The following is a 22,556-nucleotide window of genomic DNA, read 5'->3' on the forward strand; positions in this document are numbered from 1 at the left end:
AAAATATCAAGTTTGCAAATAAATATAGATTGAGAATAATTCTTGTCTACTTCTTGTAAAATAAATTCTGTCTGAAATTGAAGTAAATCAAAATCACATCATATATCTGAATCATTCAAAGTATTTTTCTAAAACATTCTATCTAAATATCTATAAACTAAATTTTCAACCTTCAAAAATAATCCTGATAATCTTTCAACTCTGGACATTTTAATTCACTCTTTTTATTCGGCCATAAAAAAGAGCCGCTCTTGAGCAGCTCTTTTTTGAATTCAATGATTAGCCCATTGCTGGTAATGGTGGTGGTGTAGATGGACCATCTTTTGGTGGTTCAAATGCAGCCACTGGATTTTCAGCAATATAAACTTTAGGTGGTTGTGGTTCACGGCCTTCCATAATGTCACGGATTTGGTCGCGATCAATGGTTTCCCATTCCATCAACGCTTTCACCATTGCATGTGCGATATCCTTATTATTTTCCAAGATATCACGAGCAACTTTATATTGTTCATCCAAGATACGACGTACTTCTTCATCAACTTTTTGCTGAGTTGCTTCTGAAATTGTACGGCTACCCACATTACCAAAGAAACCATTTTGGTTTTCATCTTCGTAAACCATTACACCAAGGGCATCAGACATACCATATTTAGTCACCATTGCACGCGCCATTTTAGTTGCACGTTCAAAGTCGTTTGATGCACCTGTCGACATTTGGTTAATGAACACTTCTTCAGCAATACGACCACCAAATAAGATTGAAAGCTCATTCAACATCTTATCTTTGTAATGGCTGGTTTGATCTTGTTCAGGCAACTGCCAAGTTACACCCAATGCCCAACCACGTGGCATGATTGTTACTTTATGAACTGGATCTGTACCCGGTAAAATTTCAGCAACAATTGCATGTCCAGCTTCATGGTAAGCAGTCGCACGACGTTCTTCTTCACGAATAACCATCGATCTACGTTCTGGGCCCATGTAAATCTTGTCTTTTGCATCTTCAAAGTCATGCATATCGACCGTGTTTTTATTACGGCGAGCAGCAAACAACGCAGCTTCGTTGACTAAGTTCGCAAGTTGAGCACCTGAGAATCCTGGAGTACCACGTGCTAGAACTTTAACATCCACACCTGTAACAGATGGAAGTTTCTTCAAATGAACATTTAAGATTTGCTCACGACCACGGATGTCAGGTAAACCAACCATCACTTGGCGGTCAAAACGGCCTGGACGAAGTAATGCTTTATCTAGCACATCAACACGGTTGGTTGCTGCAATGACAATCACACCCTCATTACCTTCAAAACCATCCATCTCAACAAGCATTTGGTTCAAGGTTTGTTCACGCTCATCATGACCACCTCCTGTACCAGAACCACGATGGCGACCAACAGCATCAATCTCATCGATGAAAATGATACATGGTGCATGACGTTTCGCTTGTTCAAACATGTCACGAACACGTGAAGCGCCGACACCAACAAACATTTCAACGAAGTCAGAGCCTGAGATACTAAAGAATGGAACTTTAGCTTCACCAGCGATTGCTTTGGCCAATAATGTTTTACCAGTACCTGGAGGACCAACCATCAATACACCACGAGGAATGGTTGCACCAAGACGTTTGAACTTAGAAGGATCTTTCAAGAAGTCAACGATTTCAACTACTTCTTGCTTGGCTTCATCACAACCTGCAACATCAGTAAACGTAATCTTAATCTGATCTTCAGATAACATTTTCGCTTTTGACTTACCAAAACTCATTGGGCTGTTTTTGCCACCAGCGCCCCCACCCATATTACGCATAAAGAACATGAATAATAAGATGATCAGTAATACAGGGAAGCTTGCAATGAGAAGTTGCATCAAAATGCCTTGACGTTGTGGCGCAGTACCTTCAACGACTACATTCTGTTTATTCAAGCTTGGAAGCAATTCAGTGTCTTCTACTTGTGGACGAACCGTTTCAAAAGAAGAACCATTGGTTTTTTCACCACTAATGTTTAAACCGTCAATTGTGACTTGTTTAATTTGCCCAGCATTCACCGCCGCAACGAAATCAGAATATTTCATCGCTGCAGGCTTATTGCGGTCACTGACGTTGCTAAAAATCAAAATCAGAACACCGAGTATGATGAGCCACAATACGGCATTCTTGAAGTAATCGCTCAAGGCTTTATTCCCATATCAATCTAATTTGATCATACCTAATCTTGGCTGACCTTCACAAAAACAGCAATGAATTTGCGTTGCAAAAAACTTAAAAGGTACAAAATGCACAATTTTTAACAACTTGGCAAGTACACTTTTATTGCAATGCCTTTTTACGACCTTGACCAATCAAAAAAACTTCTTTTGATCGAGCACGAGATGCCGCAGGTTTGGCTGTTTTTAATACATCAAAACTATCGACAACTTGTTTTCTGAACTCATCAAATCCAGAGCCTTGGAACACCTTAACAATAAACTGTCCATTTGGGCCTAAAACTTTTTGAGCAAAATCCAATGCCAACTCACATAAGTAAATCTGGCGTGGTTGATCGACAGCCCTATTACCTGATGTATTGGGGGCCATATCTGAAATTACAACGTCTACTTGACGTCCATTTAAAATATTTAACAATTTTTCGAAAACTTCTTCTTCTCGGAAGTCGCCTTGCAAAAATGTCACATCTGGAAGAGCGTCCATTGCGAGAATATCTGAAGCAATCACTAAACCATTTGCGCCGACTAATTTACCTGCAATTTGTGACCAACTGCCTGGTGCTGCACCAAGATCGACAACGGTCATACCCGGCTTGATCATTTTATATTTTTCTTGGATTTCAAGTAATTTATACGCTGCACGTGCGCGATAACCTTCCTTCTGTGCTTTCTTTACAAAAGGGTCATCTAAGTGCTCTCTCATCCATGCACGACTGCTTTTAGACAATTTTTGATTGGTAATGCGTGTCGCCATAACTCACTAAATTTCAAAAAACTTCTGATTGGTCATTGTACGTGAAAATTACTCCCATTACAGTACGGATGTAGTTCATTCACACGAACTTTTACAGATTTTTTCCGATTGTAATGATTGGCTATTTGCCTAATTTTCACATATTTGTTTCAAGTGCCTGTCTGCTAAATCTATCTTAGAAACGGGATGCAAGCTATACTAGGTCGTTTTCCCAATCAGGTATTTTTAATGGCGGCTTTATCTATCCATGAACGTAAGCGTTTACGTCAAATTGGCCACGCACTTAATCCAGTTGTAATGATTGGTGGCCAAGGTCTTACAGAAAACGTCATTGAAGAAACTCATCGCGCACTAAATGATCATGAACTCATTAAAGTGAAAATTGCAGGTGAAGATCGTGATGCACGTGCAGCAGTGATTGATGCCATTGTTGAAGCAACAGGTGCGGAATCTGTACAGAAAATTGGTAAAATTGTTTTGCTTTATAAAAAAGCAGCAAAGCAAAACCAACACCTGTCTAATTTAGTTCGTTTTGCTCACTTAAGTAACAAGTAATCAAAATGGCAAGTTATGAACTTTCTGCTTTCGATCGCTTTAATGCTATTACTGTCGTTGGAGCAATTGAGCAACAAACACCAGCGACATTAAATGTTGGTTTTTGGGTTCGTGATCCCAATCAGTTTCTGATTTACCCAGATCAAGTCAAGGCTCATCCTCGCCAAGACTTTTTATGGGAACAGACTTGTTTTGAGATTTTTATTGGTGTGAAAGATGAAGATTTTTATCGTGAAATCAATCTTTCTCCTTCTCAAGCTTGGCAAACCTATCAATTTGAAGAATATCGTTTCCCTGAGGATATGCCGCCCGTTGCTGCATATGACATTGAGTTAAATCATTTACAACGCACACATTATGGTTTAAATGTCAGTCTAGATTTATCTAAATTTATGCAACAGAATAAATTGAAATGGTCTGACTTATATTTAGGTTTAAGTGCGGTTTTTAATACCACTCAAGGTAATCACTATTTTGCAATGCAACATAGTAGCCCACAAGCCGACTTTCATAATAAACGCGATTGGTTACATCAATTCTAAAAAATAAAAAAAGCGAGAATGATCTCGCTTTTTTTATTTAAATACTTGTTAGCTAGCGCGAACTTTATTCCAAGCTTCTACTGCTTGCTCTTTAGTGCGCTTAAAACTACCGACCAAAGTATCTTTATGCTTCACTGAAATTTGACTTATATCATCTTTCAACTCTTTGCTGACCTTCGTTAAGTCTTCAATTAAAGCATTTAACTCAGTTTTTAATGCATTCGTTAATTCAACTAAATTGCCTTGTGATGAATTCAATTGAGTTTTAATAACATCAATACGCTGCAAGATATCTTGCTTAATTTGTGCAAGCTGATTCTGGATATTTTGGTTAAGTTCTTTCGCTTCCGCCTCAATTTTTTCTTGAGTTTCAGCTAATACTTCTTTCACTTGCTCTTGAGTCTCAGCAATCACTTCTTTCGCTTGTTCCTGAGTCTCAGCAATCACTTCTTTCGCCTTCGCTGTTTTTTCAGCTACAACTTCTTTCGCTTTTGCAGTTTTCTCAGCAACCACATCTTTCACTTCTGCCGTCTTTTCAGCTACAGCTTCTTTGACTTCAGCGGTTTTCTCTGCAACAACCTCTTTTGCTTTCGCTGTTTTTTCAACCACAACTTCTTTAACTTCTTCAGTTGCTGGTGTAGTTTGATTATCAGCCATTGTGTTTCCCCTCTATATTGTTTGTTGATTTTTTGGCTAAATATAAGATAAAACGCTTTACTTTTAGACTATGAAAAAATTGTTAGACAATTTGCATAATATCTCATGATATAGATAGAAGAATGATTGATTTGGCAATAGACATAACAACAGTCCAACTTATAAAAGAAAAACTACAATTACTCGCTTTAGCCAATAAAACAGATAGACTTTTGAACTACTCATGCGTATAATGCGCTGTTAAGTTACAAGCGAGCAGACTGGAAGGAGGGGCATGTTTTTAAAGACAGCCTGCCTTTTTTTATGTCTTCTCGCTTTTTTACAGCCCTATTTTTGTGGTTTTAGTTCAGGAGCTTTGGTTTGAGCACCCCCGCCATTTTAGCCCTCGCAGATGGAACGATCTTTAAAGGAACGTCTATCGGTGCATCGGGAAGTACGACTGGTGAAGTCGTTTTTAATACAGCCATGACTGGCTACCAAGAAATTTTGACTGACCCAAGTTATGCGCAACAACTTGTGACGCTGACTTATCCTCATATTGGAAATACAGGCTGTAATAGCGAAGACGTTGAATCTGGTCGCATCCATAAAGTATGGGCGAACGGTTTAATTATTCGTGATCTTCCTTTATTACATAGTAATTTCCGTTCAGAACAATCTTTAAGTGAATATCTAGAACAACATAATGTTGTTGCAATCGCTGATATTGACACGCGTAAATTGACACGTATTTTACGTGACAAAGGTGCGCAAAACGGTTGCATTCTTGCTGGCGAAAATATCACTGAAGAAGAAGCCATTGCGAAAGCACGTGCCTTCGGTGGTTTAAATGGTTTAGACCTTGCAAAAGAATGCTGTGACCCTGAAGGTTTTGAATGGACTGAAGGTTCTTGGACTTTAGGTCAAGGCTTTACTCAACCTGAATTTAAATTTCATGTCGTTGCATACGATTATGGTGTCAAAACCAACATCTTACGTATGCTCGCAGACCGCGGTTGTAAATTAACAGTTGTTCCTGCACAAACTCCTGCTGAGAAAGTGCTCGCTTTAAATCCAGATGGCGTGTTTTTGTCAAATGGTCCTGGTGATCCAGCAGCATGTGACTATGCAATTGAAGCAGTAAAGACCATTGTTGAAACTACGACTTTACCTGTATTTGGTATTTGTTTAGGTCACCAAATTTTAGCACTCGCTTCTGGCGCGAAGACCATGAAAATGAATCATGGTCATCACGGTGCAAACCATCCTGTACAAAATCTTGAGAATGGTACAGTGATGATTACTTCTCAAAACCACGGCTTTGCTGTCGATGAGAGTACTTTACCTGCAAACTTAAAAGTGACACATCGCTCTCTGTTTGATGGTACAAACCAAGGTATTCATCGCACTGACAAACCAGCATTCAGCTTCCAAGGTCACCCTGAAGCAAGCCCTGGTCCACATGACTGTGCTCCATTGTTCGATCATTTCATCGAACTTATTGAAGCATCTAAGAAGTAATTAAGGAGCGAATAATGCCTAAACGTACGGATATTAAAAGCATCTTAATTATTGGTGCAGGTCCAATTGTGATCGGTCAAGCATGTGAGTTTGACTACTCAGGTGCGCAAGCATGTAAAGCACTTCGTGAAGAAGGCTATCGTGTTATTTTGGTGAACTCTAACCCAGCAACCATTATGACTGACCCTTCAATGGCGGATGCAACTTATATCGAGCCAATCACTTGGCAGACTGTTGCTCAAATCATTGAAAAAGAACGCCCAGATGCAGTCCTTCCTACCATGGGCGGCCAAACTGCATTGAACTGTGCGCTTGCATTAGATGCCAACGGTGTTTTAGAGAAATATAATGTTGAGTTGATTGGTGCATCAAAAGAAGCGATTGAAAAAGCAGAAGATCGTAAACTGTTTGACATCGCCATGCGTAAAATCGGCTTGGAATGTCCTCGTGCCGATGTTGCTGAAAGTATGGAACATGCACTGGAAATTCAGTCACGTTTCGGCTTCCCAGTGATTATTCGTCCATCATTTACGATGGGTGGTTCTGGTGGTGGTATCGCATACAATAAAGAAGAATTTATTGAAATCTGCGAACGTGGTTTCGATCTTTCTCCAACTAAACAATTATTGATCGACGAATCTTTAATTGGTTGGAAAGAATACGAAATGGAAGTTGTTCGTGACAAAAACGACAACTGTATTATCGTATGTGCGATTGAAAACTTCGACCCAATGGGCGTACACACAGGCGACTCAATCACGGTTGCCCCTGCGCAAACATTGACAGATAAAGAATATCAAATCATGCGTAATGCATCGGTTGCTGTTCTTCGTGAAATCGGTGTTGAAACAGGTGGTTCAAACGTTCAATTCGGTATTAACCCGAAAGACGGTCGTATGGTTGTGATCGAGATGAACCCTCGTGTTTCTCGTTCATCTGCGCTTGCATCTAAAGCAACAGGTTTCCCGATTGCGAAAATCGCGGCAAAACTTGCGGTTGGCTATACCCTTGATGAATTGAAAAATGACATCACTGGTGGTATTACTCCTGCAAGCTTCGAACCAGCAATTGACTATGTTGTAACCAAGATTCCTCGCTTTAACTTCGAAAAATTCCCACAAGCTGAGCCTGTATTGACAACTCAGATGAAATCTGTGGGCGAAGTAATGGCAATTGGTCGTAATTTCCAAGAATCTGTTCAAAAAGCACTGCGTGGTCTTGAAGTAGGTGTCAGCGGCTTTGATGAAAAAATCGAAGTTGGTACGGCTAATGCCAAAGATATCATCTTAAAAGAACTTAAAGTTCCAGGCCCTGAGCGTATTTGGTATGTAGCTGATGCATTCCGTCATGGTTTCTCATTAGATGACGTATTCGAAGCAACTAAGATTGACCGTTGGTTCTTGATCCAAATCGAAGACATCGTCAAAACTGAAGCTCAAGTAAAAACTTTAGGTTTTGGTGATTTAAACGCTGATAATATTCGTTCATTCAAACGCAAAGGTTTATCTGACCTTCGTATTGCTGATTTGATGGGTATTTCACAAAAACAATTCCGTAAACAACGTTGGAACTTGGGTGTATATCCAGTCTATAAACGTGTTGATACTTGTGCTGCTGAGTTCGAATCAGGTACAGCTTACATGTACTCAACTTACGACGAAGAATGTGAAGCAAATCCATCCAACCGCGATAAGATCATGGTGATTGGTGGTGGTCCAAACCGTATTGGTCAAGGGATCGAGTTTGATTACTGCTGTGTACACGCTGCGCTTGCGATGCGTGATGACGGTTATGAAACCATCATGGTGAACTGTAACCCTGAAACGGTTTCAACTGACTATGACACTTCAGATCGTTTGTACTTCGAACCTGTAACACTTGAAGATGTACTTGAAATCGTACGTACCGAAAAGCCTAAAGGCGTGATCGTACAGTACGGTGGTCAAACACCATTAAAATTGGCGCGTGCTTTAGAAGAAGCAGGTACACCAATCATTGGTACATCTCCTGATGCAATTGACCGTGCAGAAGACCGTGAACGTTTTCAACAAATGATTCAACGTCTACAGCTTCGTCAACCAAACAACAGCATCGTTAAATCTGCTGAAGAAGGTATTTCAGAAGCGGCTAAAGTCGGTTATCCATTGGTTGTTCGCCCATCTTATGTATTGGGTGGTCGTGCAATGGAAATCGTTTATAACGAAGATGAGCTAAAACGCTACCTTCGTGAAGCAGTTCAAGCGTCGAATGAAGCCCCTGTTCTACTTGACCGTTTCCTCGATGATGCAACTGAAGTTGACGTAGACTGCGTATCTGACGGAAAAGACGTTGTGATTGGCGGTATCATGCAGCACATCGAACAAGCAGGGATTCACTCAGGTGACTCAGCATGTTCAATCCCTCCTTACTCGCTTTCACAAGAAGTTCAGGATGAAATGCGTCGCCAAACTGTTGCAATGGCAAAAGAACTTGGCGTAATCGGCTTGATGAACGTTCAGTTTGCAGTAAAAGGCAACGACATTTATGTACTCGAAGTGAACCCACGTGCATCACGTACAGTTCCTTTCGTATCTAAGTGTATCGGTGAGTCTTTAGCAAAAGTTGCTGCACGTTGTATGGCTGGTCAATCTTTAGAATCTCAAGGATTCACCAAAGAGATCATCCCGACTCACTTTGCAGTAAAAGAAGCTGTATTCCCATTTGCTAAATTCCAAGGTGTTGATCCAATGCTTGGGCCTGAGATGAAATCTACAGGTGAAGTGATGGGTGTCGGTCAAACTTTCGGTGAAGCATTCTACAAAGCAGTACTTGGTTCAAACGAACGTTTACCAGGCTTGCCAACAGAAGGCGAAGTGAAACATGCATTCTTATCGGTTCGTGAATCAGACAAGAAATACATCGCAAACATTGCAAAACAGTTAATTGCTTATGGTTTTAAACTGGTTGCGACTAACGGTACTTACCAAGTGCTGAAAGAAGCTGGTTTAGAATGTGAAGCTGTCAATAAAGTCACTGAAGGTCGTCCACATATTGTAGACCGCTTGAAAAATGGTGAGATTCATCTTATTGTCAACACAACTGAAGGCAAACAAGCTCAATATGACTCTGCCATGATTCGTCGTGCTGCCCTACAAGGTAAAGTATATTACACTACGACCATTAATGGTGCTGAGGCTGTTTGCCAAGCATTTGCTGTGAAATTGCCAATGGATGTATACCGCTTGCAAGATTTACAAACTGTAGGTTAATTCTCTACCGATAAAGTCCCGTCACCTTATCGGTGGCGGGCTTTTTCTTTTTTTAATCCTGTATTTTCCCAACCAATTTAGAGGGACTGAAATGCAACGTTATCCTATGACTCCTGAAGGCAAGGTTGCCTTAGAGAAAGAATTACAACAGCTAAAAACAGTGGATCGCCCACGTATTATCCAAGCGATCGCGGAAGCTCGTGAGCACGGTGATTTAAAGGAAAATGCTGAATATCACGCTGCACGTGAACAGCAAGGTTTTTGTGAAGGTCGTATTCAGGATATCGAAGGCAAACTGGGTGCAGCTCAAGAGATTGATGTCAAAACACTTGAACAAAATGGTCGTGTTGTGTTTGGCGTTACAGTAACCATCGAAAACCTAGACACTGAAGAGCGTAAAACTTATAAAATCGTAGGTGATGATGAAGCAGATTTTAAAATCAATAAAATCTCAGTGAACTCGCCGATTGCCCGTGGTCTTTTAGGTAAAAGCGAAGGCGACGAAGCAAAAATTCAGACACCGCAAGGTGAGGTTGAATACGAAATCGTGAGCGTGGAATATATTTAATTCCAAGTCACTAACCCCTCTATTTGAGGGGTTTTTCTTCTCATTTATTTTTCTTTTATTAGCTTTTAAAAAACTTAGAAATCGTTTTAATTCTGAGAGTTTCAATCATAATCCATATCGTGAGATTTTAGAAATGAACGACTCTTTTCAATCTCTGGAATAAAAGAATCTTTCATGCCAACTCTTTCATCATTCATGAAGACGCAAAGAAAATATACCCATTCGGTATCATCCTTTTCTATTGCCTTATCAATGACTCGATCAAAAGAATTTTTTAGCTTATGAATATCTATCTCAGCTAAGTATCCATACAAAATTCTAGAGCCTGGCCAATTTAAATCCATAAAACCTTCTAATAACTGATCTAAGTTTTCTTCTACGATTTCTCGAGGAAGATATGGAATCATCATTGTCAGATTTTCCCATTCAGAACCACTATATGGCTGAATTAATACAGAGAAATCTAACTCCCTACTTCTCAATTTTCTTTTAATTTCAAATGCTAAATCAATTAAATCATGTATATATAAAAGTTTTTCACCAATAATTTTTAAAATTGAACTTTCATTTATTGGTTCAATCATTAATATTTATCCTTTTGTTATAATTCAGATATTATGTATTTATAAATGAATTCAGTTCAATATTTTTTTATTCTTTTCCTTTAAACCCATAATTTTATTACCAATAACGTCGATTAAATTAAATATGCAAAATTTACTCAATTATATCTAAAATGAATTTCTAACCGATTGAATGATTCTTTTGTTTCAAGAGCATCCTATTTCTAAATACAATAAAAATGAAATAAATGAATGCAAGATCGACTGATCAGTAGCATTATGTATGAGATTACTAGAATAATCCTATGGATTGCTGTTGTAATCGTATGAGCTTTCCATATCATTCTTATGACCAATGCAGTACGCTGTATGCTATTCTAGACTTTGTATTTCCGAATCAAATTCAATGTTTGTTGATTTGGTTTTGGAAATTCTTCTTCAACTAACGCTCTCTCCTGATATAAAAGCTATAATAGCGCCGATTTCTTTTAGTATTTTGTCTTAGTTATGGATTCATTGATCAACAACTCCCCTGTTAAACATTGGTGTGAATTCGAATTTATTTCCAAAACAGTAAAAAATCCAAATATCCATATCAAAGGTAATTATTCTTATTATTCTGCTTATTGGGATCAGGGCTTTGAACGTTGTGTGGTACGTTATCTACATGACAAACCTGCTACACCTGAAAAACGAATTGATCAACTGTATATTGGCAATTTTGTCTGCTTTGGTGCTGAATGCGTGATAATGATGGGTGGCAATCAATTACACCGTCCTGATTGGATTTCGACCTTCCCTTTTGATACCCGTAGTTTCCTGCCTGCTGGTGATACTGTCATTGCCGATGGTTGCTGGATTGGTAGCCGCGCCATGATTATGCAGGGAGTAAAATTGGGTGAAGGTGCTGTCGTGGCAACAGGTGCTGTGGTAACCCATGATGTACCGCCTTATGCAATTGTTGCTGGTGTTCCAGCCAAAGTTATTAAATACCGCTTTTCCTCAGCAGATATGGAAAAATTGCTTTCACTTAAACTCTACGACCTAGACGAAAAGCAGATTTTAAAAATGCGTGAACAGTTGCAGGCTGATGATATTAATCAACTTTTTCAGTTTCTAAAAATTGATAAGAAATAGCTACTTAGGATAATTCTAATGCAGAAGATTCTGAAATAAAGTTAACCATATCCTGAATTTCGTAATACTGCCCAACAAAATTATGTTTTGAATATTCAAAATTTTTCCATACAATTTTTAAAGGAGGCTGAACAGGTCTAATAATACTTCCATCTAAACAATCTCTTAATGCAGAAAAGTTAGCTCCCATATAACCTAGCACACCACACACTTCTTCACCAATATAGCAATACAAATCCAATTCAGATTTTATATAGTAGCCATCCAAAGTAATTTCTTTGACTTTTTCAGACTCATGATTTTCTAACCTAGCAAGAAAAAGAGCAATATGTAGCCAACATGTTTTCTCAAATAAATTCAAACTGAACCAATACTTTTCGCCACATTCATGATTTAAATATTTATAAATCAATTCTTTTCTTGTAAAAAAAGAGTCTAAATCAGAATATTCTTTATCACTATAAATTTCTTCTAATTCTTCCTTATTATGATAAATGACAAGATCATTTTCTTTATAAGCAAAATCAAAAGTAAAATATAGGCCATCCTCAATACTCTGATTCTTCCCCTCTTGATTGCAAGTTATTAAAATTCCGAAGTAATCATGTTTTTTATTATGAATTAATAAATTTAAATCCATCATTTCTTGCAGAATAATTTCTGACAAACAATTTTTAAAAATAATCTTCTCACTATCATAATAAAAATCATCAACAATTAAAGTATAAATTACATGCTCTATTTCATTTTCAAAATCATGTTTAAAAAAATTACTTTCATTTCTTGTTTGATCATTTAGCATCCAGAATTTTGTAAAAATTAACTATTCTTATATCTATATCAGATATATAAAATAAATTAGCAACTACCTTATGTAGATTACTATTTAAATGTTTTTTTGAAAAATATTCCTATAAATTTACTAGGTTTTATTTCATGAAAAATACAGGTAATATAAAAACATAGATCGTAATTTGCACAAAAAACATAAGTTTATTTAGTTTAAAATTGTAATAATAAGGAGTAATAACCATGTCTTATCAAAAAATCTTGGTTGCAATTGATGACTCTGAAATCTCCGATAATGTCATTCAACAAGCGGCTCAACTTGCAAAAGCCCTAAATAGTGAAATCACTGTGGTTGAAGTGATGACCTTAGACCCATATTTGGCAGATGCATACCTTAGACTCGGTCAAAGTAATGAATTAATTGAACGTGTTCGTAGCTATGTACAAGAAAATTTAACCAAAGCGGAAAAGAAATTTGAAGCTTTAGGACTGACAGTCGCAACTCAAGTGTTGGAAGGCTTCTCTGTAAATGGGGAAATTATCAGTGCTGCACAGAACTTAGGTGCTGATCTGATTATTATGGGATCACACGGTCGGACTGGTTTCAAAAAATTTATCTTAGGCAGCGTAGCTCAGAAAGTGTTAGGTGAAAGCCATATCCCTGTTTTGGTTGTACGTTAAATCTTCTAATTATTAGTTTAATATAACATCGTAACCCGCCTGAAACCTTAAGTTTCAGGCGGGTTATTTTGATTATTGAGTTTTTAATTCAATAGGTTTTGCTTTTTGTAAAACTTCTTTTGGTAACTCAGTCGTAGAAACGATTGTCAATGACTGTGTATTTGCTTGAATATTTTCTTTCTTAAGATCATTCAGTACAACATTGGTATCTTTAGTACTTAAGCTATACATTGCACCTGTTGCAGGATCGATAATTAATAAACCTAATACCCCACCAAATAATAGATTTCCAACATACCAACCATTTACGTGTGCAGAAATATTAATAGTTTTGGTTTCATAACCTTCTTTTTCAAACACTACAGTGTATTTTTCAGGAACAAAGAAGCCTGAACTTCTTTTTAAACTTACAGTCGCAGGTGCTTGTCCTACATGAACTTTTTTACCAGCTTTATTTAAAATCGTAATATTACTAAGTTCAGGTGTGCTCTCAAATGTCATTGTTTGAGTTCTTCCAGACATGATACTTGCGCATCCAGATAAACTAAGAACAGCAATCCCACACATAACAGCTAATTTTTTCATTTAAGTACCGATTATACATATGTATTCTTTATGTACAATTATTGTAAAATAAAATAAAAATAACAGCAACGATATTTATACAAACTAGTCTGTTTATTTTTTATATTAAGGCTGCCAACCAAATTCTTTTAAACTGACTTTACCATTAAGCAAGTAAATACCTTCTTGCTCCAACAAGCTTTGTTGCACATTCTCACCTTGCTGATTGATGCGAGTAACACTGATCTTTCCTTGTGAGTTTATCACTCGATACCAAGGGATTTCACTGCTCTTATCTAAATGCTTCAAAACATAACCGACTAAACGTGCATGCTTAGGCAAACCTGCTAATTTTGCAATTTGACCATAGGTCGCTACTTTTCCATATGGAATCAAAGCGATAACCTCTAATATTTGTCGATGTAGTTCATTAGTATCTTGCATAAAATAACCTATAAAAATCTGATACTATGATTAAAGCGACACTTAAAATCTTAAACAAGAAATAAAATAACTTATGTATTTAGAGAATAAAAATGCAGCTAAAAACAGTTTTCTTCATCATATTTTGTCTTAGCATCAATCTCTCTTGCTCAACTAAACAATCATCTCATATTCAAATTACGCCTTATCGATACCCGATAGACTCAAAAGATCATCTACCAATCGTATACGTTAGTTTTATTTTTACCATTAATCGACCACAAGCTAAATTATTAGACACTCAACTGCAAATGTATAAAGAACTAGAGATTTTAAATCATTACTTTGTAGATGGAAAAAATCAAAAAATATTTAAATTTAAAATTAATCACTACCTCTCATACCAAGACTTTACAAAGAAGAAATGCGATCTCACAAATCAATTAAATCAAGCTTCACCGCTAATCACTGAAAATCTCCCGAATGCTATAGATACTTGTTTCCCTCACAGAAAAAGTAAAGAGGTTCTATTTATTATTTATGATTCCTACACGGAGAAACTTAAATACAGTGACATCACCAGTTGGGGATTTAGAAATCAAGGTCGTCCATTTATATTGATTGATTGGGAACGTTTAAATTATCAAACTCAAGCAGCATCTATACATGAGATGGGTCATGCTTTTGGTTTGGGGCATGTTTGCGCGCCAGATGCAACAAAAACAACACCTACCAATATTATGACCAGTTACGATTGTAAACTCGGAAGTGGAGGTTTACGTAATTTAGGTTTCACCGCAGAACAACTCAGCATCATTTTAGATAACTATTATAAATATCCTTAGAAGTTCATCTGGATATAGTGCCCTAGATGGTCTTTCCCTTCGAAAAAGTCCTTTTGGGTCAGCCGTGTGGTCAAATTTTCTTTTGCCTGTTTAAACTGAATATCAGTCACAGTACAAGGCTGCCAAAAAGTTTCTAGGTTATTTGTATATATAGGATAAAGTTTTATTACATTTTCGATTAGATTAATTTTGACAATGAGGCCATAGGCTAAAACCTGATATTTTTCAAACTCTCCGTTACTATTAAACACCCCATTTCCAATCCCAAAAATAACAGGTTTATGATTAATTTTTTGAATCGGTTGAATCGTATGGGCACCATGTCCAATCACCAAATCAACGCCTATTTTAGTCAAAATATCTGCCAATTTTTCTTGTTCAACTTGTGTTGTTTGGAAGTCTTGCCCCCAATGACAAATGACAATAATTTTATGCGTTGGATGGAACTGCCTATATTGCATGATCTGCTCAAACAAAATCGCATTTAAACAAGCCACACCTGCACGATCACCAAGTGCATAAAAATCATAATCTTGATAAGCACTCTCTCTATGCCAATACCCATTAAAAATAACAACATTTTGCTGTTGAGTTTGTATCTGAAAATATTGATGAGCTTGCTGCTGATTATTCCCTGCCCCAATCCAATTTATTTCACTTTGATCTAACACCGCTAAGCTATGAGTTAAGCTTTCAGTGCCATAATCTTTTAAATGATTGTTCCCAAGACACAGCGCATTGATATAAACACGCTTAAATTCAGTCAGTGTTTGCTGTGAGTCTGCACCCAAGATAAAATCTTTTTTTCCGTGTAAAGGTGAATATTCATCTAGGTTAAAGACAGCTTCAAAATTGGCAATATTGAGGTCATCTTCAGCAAAAAATTGTTTTATCCTTTCAAAAGAATGTCGATAACCATAACGTTGTAAAGCATCATCAATTCCTTTTGCTTTCCTTCGTTTTGTATAGTATTCCCCAAAATAAGTATCACCAATGATATTGATGCAATGATTTTTCAAAGAGATTTGCTTTGCAGGCAGTAAACCTGAATTAAAATAATGATAATATGGTACTAAATGATCAATACGATGGATATCATCCAGTAATTGAAAGATGCCAATATTCTGATTTTTATTACAATAAGTAAAATAATATTTTTTATGTTGGCTAGTTATATATAAAACAGCATCTAACTGATGACAGGTAAATAAAGAGCTAATTGGTCTGATTTTTTGACTGCCAGTACTCAGTTTTTTAATGAATACTTGTCGAATCAAATCAATCGGCATACTAAAAATAGCTCGGGCTAAGACATATAAATTTTGAATCGTATTCGTAATATAAGTTTCAGAAGATATGTCTATTCCAAATGTCTTAGCTTTTGAAATAATTGTTTTCTGTGCTTGCCTACCATCACCAAAGATATATTTAGCAATGATCAAACTGAGTTCGTAGCTCTGGGTAAAAACTAAATATTGTAGTAAAAATCCTAATTCATATGAATCTTCAACTTGAGTCAAATCAAGCGGATATAATTGAAACTGTTGTGAGATTGGAATTTTATTAGTCAATTTGAGTTCATTTTTTTGGATTTTTTCAAATATCAAAAGTAATAATACCCAGTGTGTACAACTTCCTTCAATTTGATTGTGCCAAATAGCATGCTTAAAATTTTCTTGTCCGATTAGACTGATTATTTTTATTTCTTGAGGTACATCCATAATTTAGCCTCAATTATTCAATCTTGATAATGCTGAACATAAGCAACATAGCCTGAAAGATTATGCTCTTGATCATCAATGCGAATCCGAAAACGATCATGCCGAACATAAAAGGCATTTAAGATTTTATCTGGGCATGCCATGTACATTGCCACTTCAGGATAGAAAAAACCAGTACGCTGAAACTCAGTGCGAAACTCGATTAATTTTTTTAAATCTTCAAATTGCGATTTTGCAAATAACTCATGTAATTCTAAATTTCGCACCCGACATACCATTTGATAAGCAGCCATCATCATTTCTAATAAAGTTGCATATGCCGTTTTACGATTACGGATAAAAATCATATGCCTTAAATAATTATTGATCCCAAATTGAAAATATTTTTCTTCTGGACAAATTTTAGTGAGTTCATTGGTACAGTAGCTTAACCAATGATCATGATAACGTTCATATTTTTTTTCAATAAATTGTTCAAACATCAATTGAACGGTGTCTAATAATCGTTGGTCACTATCAAGCTGATACAAACGTAAAAGTGCAAGTGCAGCTTCACCATCATAATAAATGATGCGAAATTTTTCTTTGATTTCATAACTTGGAAAACTCAGCACATGAGTTGTTTCCCCTTGTTTATCGATCATAGATAATATGCCATTCGCCAAAGCCTTTGCATATTTTAAATAAGACTGATCCCCAACCATACTTTGATACTTGGTCAGCATTAAAATTGCGGCTGCATTTGCACCTAATTTAATTTCATCAAGTTGATTCAAATCAGCGCCATCTAACATGTAAGCGAGATCATCATCTTTTTCGACATAAAAATTTGTCAATGCATAATCAATTGCAGACTGAATTTTACTCACCACGTTTGGTTGTAAATCTAATGCCAAGGTCTCAATCAAAGCATAAGTCGTCGTACAATGTCGGACTGTGTTGTAGCTACGAATTTCTCGGTCATAGGCTGGAAAAAAACCGTAAATATATCGTCCATTCGTTTGGATTTGGTGAGACAAAAACTCAGCATTTCCTTTAATCATTTTAGTTAAATGTTGTCGCTTAGATTCGGTTAAATAACGAACCCCATTTTCAGTAAAACATGTTTGTAATGGTATCAATTGTCCATTTTCGTAAAACACGGCATGGGTATCAAATGTCCATATATCCTGAATTTCATTAATTTTTAGCACTATATTGTTATCTTGATATTTTCTTATAATGGCAATATTGAGATTATTTTGATCAAAAAAATTGGGCGTGTCGTAACTTAATCCTCGGATAATGGCTTTGCCATATACCTCTTGTTCTAAAAAACTAATCTTAAAATTCTCATCAAAACTGATGCCCTTACGATAATGATTATTATGAAATTGATTCTTTAATGTTTGCTCAATCTCATACCATTTTTCTTGTTGAATATTGCATGCAATATCAAACTTTAATAATTCAGCTAATTTATTATTACTTGTGAACTGCTGATCGAGAAATTCAAAAAGTTCTTTTTCAAGAATCGGAAATGTTGAAAACGATGAGTTCCAGACCTGACAGCGTTCTGTCTTTTCTCCATATGAATAGAAAAGTACCGTTTTATCTAAGTTGCTATATTGTTGAACTTGTTTGATGTATCCAGTCAATTCGTATTTGAGCTTTTCAAGCTCTAAAGCTGTCACAATCGTCATAGTATGTATTGTTAGAATTTTTAATTATTTCAATCAAGATACCACATATTTTTATGCTTTTAACAAAATCAAAAAAGAGAACCCTAGGGTTCTCTTTTTTAAGAATTAGTGTTTAAAGAACATGAAGTTGATTATTCGCAATCAAATCATTCAATGTTGTATCAACATCAATGGTGAGCAATGTCACGCTACTGTGAGCAGCACCGCCTGCACCATCTCTATCAATGCTAATTGTTGTTGTAGTGCCATCTGAACTTACACTCACAAAACCTGCTAACGAAGCAGCACTTCCGTTTCCTGTATATCCAACTAGAAGGTTAGAAATATCGATAATATCGGCATTTGGATCTGTTGCTGTATTACCCTCATGGAAGCCATTCCAAATGTCATGACCATTACCACCCGCATTGTCAGCATTATTCAACACATTAAAGATTAATGTATCTGCACCACCCGTCGCGCTTTCCAATACATCATTACCAGATGTACTCGTAACGATATCGTTTGATGAGCTGAGATTGAAGTGTTGTCCTAAAGAGATGGTCAATGTTGATTGAACTTCAGTTCCATCAAAAGACACCAGTTTATAATCGATTACATCAGTTGCAGATGAAACCACCATATCACGTTGATAATAATATGAACCATCACTGTACATGTACAATGTGCCTTCACCCGTATCAATACTTTGACCAGCAGCTAACTCATATAACCCAGAAACAGGATTTAATACATATAACTGAGTACCGACTGTAACATCAGCAACACCGCCAAGTGTATCTCCTTCTAAGATGTTTCCATGTATCCAATCGGCTGTAGGGCTTGTATTGGTAAATTGATCAACATAAGTAATATTCACATCAGCATTTGTACCAATCAACATCACAGCACCACCAATTAATGGGGTTTGGATTGTTGTTTGTACACGATAGTTACCTGCGATCAAATTCAAACTTGATAGGTCTATCGATGCAATTTCACCTAATGCTAGAACAACACCAGTATGAACATCAGTGGTTACATTTACCCATGTTGTAGGGCCTGTTTGTCTTTGAAGCGCTAAGGTTACATTGGCATTACCTAGGCCCAACGCATTGACACTCAAGATTCCAGATGGGTCCATGCTATTGGTTAAGGTAAAGGCCCCACTGGTATAAGTTTGCGTAGTCGCAATAATACCGAGTGTGTTACCACTCGCATTAAAGAAGTTATTATTGACCACATTTTGCACATCCACTAATGAAGCTGCTGTATCAGGATTTGCTTGTGGCGCAGGAATAACCGCATCTAGCGATGGATCAATTGGATCCCATGTGAAGCTCACATCATTAGAACCAATTTGGATGTGTAATGATGCAGTGCTATCAGCCAACCCATTTGTAGGATCAGACAAGGTATAAGTGAAACTATCAACCTTACCAATGTTTGCAGGATTCACATCTGGTTGATAGCTATAGCTACCATCAGAATTAATGGTCAATGTACCATAGTTACCGACAATCACCGTTGGAACACCCACAGTCACATTCAAGCTATTACTATTACCAACCTCAGAAGAAGCGACATGAGTCACTGTTGTAGTTGATGTAATGAAATCATGATCATAGTTCATACCGTATAGCGCAGAATTATCATCTGACATCACATTACCGGTTATCGCTGCACCAGTAATAACTGGAGCTTGAGTAATATCACCATGATTTAAGGTAATATCTGCGGTCACACTACCTAGTGCAGTCAGTAAAGTATTACTTTCCATGAACAAGGTATATGTGCCAGCAGCTAAGTTTTTAGCTTCGAACTGAACTGTTGAGCCAAAGATACCTAATAAATCAAGCAAACCATTGTTAGAGCTATCTGCAACTACAGTGGTAGAACCATCTGGGTTAGTTCGAGTCAGAACCACGTGAAGACCATCAAGTAGTGTTCCAAGAGAACCAAAGTTCACAGAAATTACAGCGTCAGTCAGATTACCTGGATCAACCGTAAAGTTTGCCGAACCACTTGAGCTACCAATCACTAATCCACCAACACCCAATAACCAACTATAACTAATTGCATTATTGAGATTTTCAACTGTTACTGGATACTGATAATCAATCGAAGCCACATCAACATTACTGAATGCATCTAAAGGTAATGGATCATTAATGACTGCAGGTTGAGATGGATCTGCTGCATTCCAAGTCATATCAATCGTATTACTATCAAGATGTACATAGAATGTTGCATCCGAAGTATCACCCGTTATTGGATCAAATAGTGTGTAGGTGAATTGATCGACTTGACCAAGACCAGCCATATTTGCATTTGGCGTGTAAGTATAGTCACCATTTGGATAGATCACTAAACTACCGTAAGTTCCAGTAATCGTCGTTCCTGCTGGATCGATTGCGATGCTATTTACTTCACTGATGACCGTATTTGTAGTGGCAATATCAATATCACCATTCGTATTTGGATCTGAAATTAGATTGCCATGTACTGCTACAGCTTCATAACTATCAATAATATGTGGATTATAAACATCCATCGTACCAGTCAGAGTACCACCTAGGCCAATTCCTATCAGTCCGTCATAAGCCATAAATGCTCGATATGAACCTTCAGTTAAACCACCTATTTGTGCTGCTGGTGTTGAACCTAGTAATGTCAGATCAATGAACGAAGCATTTGTTCCACCAATTATTGATTCCCACTGACCAGTAATATCATTGTATTTTTGAACAACGACTGTGTAATCACCTAATGCAGAAGCACCAAGTAAAGTACTAAAGGTAAAAGTTGCAACCCCTTCTAAATTATCTGCGACCGAGAATTCAATGGCATCTGTTCCAAGTAATTGGAAGTTAAGTCCAGCCAACGAAACGAGTGCGAGATAAGAAGAAGAACCTAAAGCAGCATCATTTTCCACTAATAATGGTTGAGGATCTAATTTAGCTTCTATTAAGTTATCAGCAGCTCTAATTGAACCAAGATCAATGTAAAGCGTCGCTTGAGCCAGATCTCCTGTTGCAGAATCGAGTAAGGTGTAATTGAACTGTTCTGTTTGTCCAATACCTGCACCATTAGGAAGTGGTGTATAGATATAACTACCATCTTGATAGAAGGTAATTGAACCATAATCACCCGAGATAGTTGTTCCTGCCGCGCCAATTGAAACACCATCTACACTAGTTACATAAGTCGTTGGTGTTACGATATCGACATCACCACTAGAGTTTACGTCAGTAATTACATTACCTTGTGCATCACCAAGTTCATATCCACCCACTTGGGTCAAGTCATAAACATCCATTGTGCCAGATAATGTGCCGAGTACACTTGCACCGAGTAACCCATCAAAAGTCATGAAAGCACGATATTGTCCTTCATCTAAACCTTCTAAGATGGCACCAGGTGTCGCACCTATACCTAATAGACTCAAACTAATTAGAGAAGCATCACTGTCTCCATGCAATGACTCCCATTGACCAGTTGTCGTATTATATTTTTGAACAACTAGAAGGTAATCAGATAACAAGCTCGCATCAATTAAGGAACTATAGGTAAATGTTGCTGTTCCTTCTTGATTTGCACCGACCGTGAAACCTACTGAATTTGCTCCAAGTTGAAGATCTAACCCAACCAATGAAGTAAGGATGAAATAGCTTGCACTTCCTAATGCTTGATCATCAACCACCAATAAAGGTTGTGGGCTGATCACAGCATTATCAAAATTATCAAATGCTGCTAATGGATTTGCATCGACCGCTAAAGTACCTGTATCCGATCCAATATTTCCTGCTGGATCAGTTGCGGTTACAGTGACCGTATAACCTCCATCAGCTAAGGATGGCAATGTATTGTCAGCTAATGTCCAAGTTCCATCACCGTTGTTAGTCGCTGTGTAATTTATACCATTTACAGTGACAACAATTGTTGCTGTTGGATCATCAGTCGTACCTGTTAATTGAGGCGTAGCATCATTAGTCGTTAAATCATCAAAGGTTACGGTTGGTGCTGTCACATCAATCGTTAATGTGCCCGTATCTGTTCCGATGTTACCTGCAGTATCAGTAGCAGTTACAGTCACTGGATAAGCTGCAATCACCAACAACGGTAAGGTGTTGTCTGCTA

The 22,556-nt window shown here is 37.2% G+C and carries 18 protein-coding genes; 8 read left to right on the forward strand and 10 right to left on the reverse strand.

The features are described from left to right. Positions 1–279 precede the first annotated feature (279 nt). Together ftsH and rlmE are read right to left on the reverse strand one after the other, a co-directional pair. The gene (gene ftsH, locus AAV96_RS06800) at positions 280–2,175 is read right to left on the reverse strand and encodes an ATP-dependent zinc metalloprotease FtsH (RefSeq protein WP_004660808.1); all 1,896 of its coding nucleotides are present in this window, start codon (positions 2,173–2,175) and stop codon (positions 280–282) included. A gap of 136 nt (positions 2,176–2,311) precedes the next feature. Further along, positions 2,312–2,962 carry a 23S rRNA (uridine(2552)-2'-O)-methyltransferase RlmE gene (rlmE, locus tag AAV96_RS06805; RefSeq protein WP_004660807.1) on the reverse strand — a complete coding sequence of 217 codons (651 nt, stop codon included), beginning with the start codon at positions 2,960–2,962 and terminating at the stop codon, positions 2,312–2,314. 228 nt (positions 2,963–3,190) lie between these two features. Between rlmE and yhbY the strand changes: the two genes are divergently transcribed. Together yhbY and AAV96_RS06815 are read left to right on the forward strand one after the other, a co-directional pair. Continuing rightward, positions 3,191–3,517: a ribosome assembly RNA-binding protein YhbY gene (gene yhbY / locus AAV96_RS06810; RefSeq protein ID WP_046738784.1), complete on the forward strand. Its 327-nt coding sequence runs from the start codon at positions 3,191–3,193 to the stop codon at positions 3,515–3,517. Between the two features lie 5 nt (positions 3,518–3,522). Then, positions 3,523–4,059 carry a DOMON-like domain-containing protein gene (locus tag AAV96_RS06815; RefSeq protein ID WP_005214739.1) on the forward strand — a complete coding sequence of 179 codons (537 nt, stop codon included), beginning with the start codon at positions 3,523–3,525 and terminating at the stop codon, positions 4,057–4,059. Between the two features lie 48 nt (positions 4,060–4,107). Here AAV96_RS06815 and AAV96_RS06820 read toward each other — a convergent pair whose 3' ends face one another. Beyond that, positions 4,108–4,716 (reverse strand): hypothetical protein, encoded by a 609-nt coding sequence (locus AAV96_RS06820; RefSeq protein ID WP_046738772.1) that lies wholly within the window; start codon positions 4,714–4,716, stop codon positions 4,108–4,110. Positions 4,717–5,076: 360 nt separating this feature from the next. On the opposite strand from AAV96_RS06820, the gene carA reads away from it, so the two are divergent. The 3 genes from carA (at position 5,077) to greA (ending at position 10,032) form a co-directional block, all read left to right on the forward strand. Beyond that, positions 5,077–6,216 (forward strand): glutamine-hydrolyzing carbamoyl-phosphate synthase small subunit, encoded by a 1,140-nt coding sequence (carA, locus tag AAV96_RS06825; RefSeq protein WP_004660800.1) that lies wholly within the window; start codon positions 5,077–5,079, stop codon positions 6,214–6,216. A 14-nt stretch (positions 6,217–6,230) separates the two neighbouring features. Beyond that, on the forward strand, positions 6,231–9,464 hold the full coding sequence (gene carB, locus AAV96_RS06830; RefSeq protein WP_046738773.1) for a carbamoyl-phosphate synthase large subunit: 3,234 nt from the start codon (positions 6,231–6,233) through the stop codon (positions 9,462–9,464). 91 nt (positions 9,465–9,555) lie between these two features. Beyond that, on the forward strand, positions 9,556–10,032 hold the full coding sequence (gene greA, locus AAV96_RS06835; RefSeq protein WP_004660795.1) for a transcription elongation factor GreA: 477 nt from the start codon (positions 9,556–9,558) through the stop codon (positions 10,030–10,032). 101 nt (positions 10,033–10,133) lie between these two features. Here the strand turns inward: greA and AAV96_RS06840 are convergent, their stop codons facing one another. Next, positions 10,134–10,616 (reverse strand): DUF5071 domain-containing protein, encoded by a 483-nt coding sequence (locus AAV96_RS06840; RefSeq protein WP_046738774.1) that lies wholly within the window; start codon positions 10,614–10,616, stop codon positions 10,134–10,136. Positions 10,617–11,102: 486 nt separating this feature from the next. On the opposite strand from AAV96_RS06840, the gene AAV96_RS06845 reads away from it, so the two are divergent. Further along, positions 11,103–11,732, forward strand: a complete 630-nt coding sequence (locus AAV96_RS06845; protein WP_046738775.1) for a CatB-related O-acetyltransferase — start codon at positions 11,103–11,105, stop codon at positions 11,730–11,732. A 4-nt stretch (positions 11,733–11,736) separates the two neighbouring features. Here the strand turns inward: AAV96_RS06845 and AAV96_RS06850 are convergent, their stop codons facing one another. Beyond that, positions 11,737–12,534 (reverse strand): barstar family protein, encoded by a 798-nt coding sequence (locus AAV96_RS06850; protein ID WP_046738776.1) that lies wholly within the window; start codon positions 12,532–12,534, stop codon positions 11,737–11,739. A 230-nt stretch (positions 12,535–12,764) separates the two neighbouring features. Here AAV96_RS06850 and AAV96_RS06855 point away from each other — a divergent pair, with 230 nt between their 5' ends. Beyond that, positions 12,765–13,202: a universal stress protein gene (locus AAV96_RS06855; RefSeq protein WP_046738777.1), complete on the forward strand. Its 438-nt coding sequence runs from the start codon at positions 12,765–12,767 to the stop codon at positions 13,200–13,202. 72 nt (positions 13,203–13,274) lie between these two features. Here the strand turns inward: AAV96_RS06855 and AAV96_RS06860 are convergent, their stop codons facing one another. Together AAV96_RS06860 and AAV96_RS06865 are read right to left on the reverse strand one after the other, a co-directional pair. Then, a complete protein-coding gene (locus AAV96_RS06860; protein WP_046738778.1) occupies positions 13,275–13,787 on the reverse strand; it encodes a hypothetical protein in 513 nt (170 codons plus the stop codon). Positions 13,788–13,892: 105 nt separating this feature from the next. Beyond that, complete coding sequence (locus tag AAV96_RS06865; protein ID WP_046738779.1) at positions 13,893–14,210, reverse strand: MGMT family protein; 318 nt, start codon at positions 14,208–14,210, stop codon at positions 13,893–13,895. A 92-nt stretch (positions 14,211–14,302) separates the two neighbouring features. Between AAV96_RS06865 and AAV96_RS06870 the strand changes: the two genes are divergently transcribed. Continuing rightward, positions 14,303–15,034 carry a metalloprotease gene (locus AAV96_RS06870; protein WP_046738780.1) on the forward strand — a complete coding sequence of 244 codons (732 nt, stop codon included), beginning with the start codon at positions 14,303–14,305 and terminating at the stop codon, positions 15,032–15,034. Here the strand turns inward: AAV96_RS06870 and AAV96_RS06875 are convergent. The 3 genes from AAV96_RS06875 to AAV96_RS06885 all read right to left on the reverse strand — a co-directional run. Continuing rightward, on the reverse strand, positions 15,031–16,755 hold the full coding sequence (locus tag AAV96_RS06875; protein ID WP_046738781.1) for a CapA family protein: 1,725 nt from the start codon (positions 16,753–16,755) through the stop codon (positions 15,031–15,033). The two genes, AAV96_RS06870 and AAV96_RS06875, sit on opposite strands and share 4 nt — an antisense overlap. Positions 16,756–16,772: 17 nt before the next feature. Further along, on the reverse strand, positions 16,773–18,437 hold the full coding sequence (locus tag AAV96_RS06880; protein ID WP_046738782.1) for a poly alpha-glucosyltransferase: 1,665 nt from the start codon (positions 18,435–18,437) through the stop codon (positions 16,773–16,775). A gap of 112 nt (positions 18,438–18,549) precedes the next feature. Next, positions 18,550–22,556 (reverse strand): beta strand repeat-containing protein (locus AAV96_RS06885; RefSeq protein WP_046738785.1); only part of this gene is annotated, 4,007 nt, incomplete at its 5' end.

It is taken from the genome of Acinetobacter sp. AG1 (genome assembly GCF_001005525.1).
GTDB lineage: Bacteria > Pseudomonadota > Gammaproteobacteria > Pseudomonadales > Moraxellaceae > Acinetobacter > Acinetobacter modestus.

Excerpts from the sequence above, each read along its gene's own strand:
- rlmE (WP_004660807.1), bottom strand. The coding sequence starts at position 2,962 with ATGGCGACACGCATTACCAATCAAAAATTGTCTAAAAGCAGTCGTGCA.
- yhbY (WP_046738784.1), top strand. The coding sequence starts at position 3,191 with ATGGCGGCTTTATCTATCCATGAACGTAAGCGTTTACGTCAAATTGGC.
- AAV96_RS06815 (WP_005214739.1), top strand. The coding sequence starts at position 3,523 with ATGGCAAGTTATGAACTTTCTGCTTTCGATCGCTTTAATGCTATTACT.
- AAV96_RS06820 (WP_046738772.1), bottom strand. The coding sequence starts at position 4,716 with ATGGCTGATAATCAAACTACACCAGCAACTGAAGAAGTTAAAGAAGTT.
- carB (WP_046738773.1), top strand. The coding sequence starts at position 6,231 with ATGCCTAAACGTACGGATATTAAAAGCATCTTAATTATTGGTGCAGGT.
- greA (WP_004660795.1), top strand. The coding sequence starts at position 9,556 with ATGCAACGTTATCCTATGACTCCTGAAGGCAAGGTTGCCTTAGAGAAA.
- AAV96_RS06840 (WP_046738774.1), bottom strand. The coding sequence starts at position 10,616 with ATGATTGAACCAATAAATGAAAGTTCAATTTTAAAAATTATTGGTGAA.
- AAV96_RS06845 (WP_046738775.1), top strand. The coding sequence starts at position 11,103 with ATGGATTCATTGATCAACAACTCCCCTGTTAAACATTGGTGTGAATTC.
- AAV96_RS06850 (WP_046738776.1), bottom strand. The coding sequence starts at position 12,534 with ATGCTAAATGATCAAACAAGAAATGAAAGTAATTTTTTTAAACATGAT.
- AAV96_RS06855 (WP_046738777.1), top strand. The coding sequence starts at position 12,765 with ATGTCTTATCAAAAAATCTTGGTTGCAATTGATGACTCTGAAATCTCC.
- AAV96_RS06860 (WP_046738778.1), bottom strand. The coding sequence starts at position 13,787 with ATGAAAAAATTAGCTGTTATGTGTGGGATTGCTGTTCTTAGTTTATCT.
- AAV96_RS06865 (WP_046738779.1), bottom strand. The coding sequence starts at position 14,210 with ATGCAAGATACTAATGAACTACATCGACAAATATTAGAGGTTATCGCT.
- AAV96_RS06870 (WP_046738780.1), top strand. The coding sequence starts at position 14,303 with ATGCAGCTAAAAACAGTTTTCTTCATCATATTTTGTCTTAGCATCAAT.
- AAV96_RS06875 (WP_046738781.1), bottom strand. The coding sequence starts at position 16,755 with ATGGATGTACCTCAAGAAATAAAAATAATCAGTCTAATCGGACAAGAA.
- AAV96_RS06880 (WP_046738782.1), bottom strand. The coding sequence starts at position 18,437 with ATGACGATTGTGACAGCTTTAGAGCTTGAAAAGCTCAAATACGAATTG.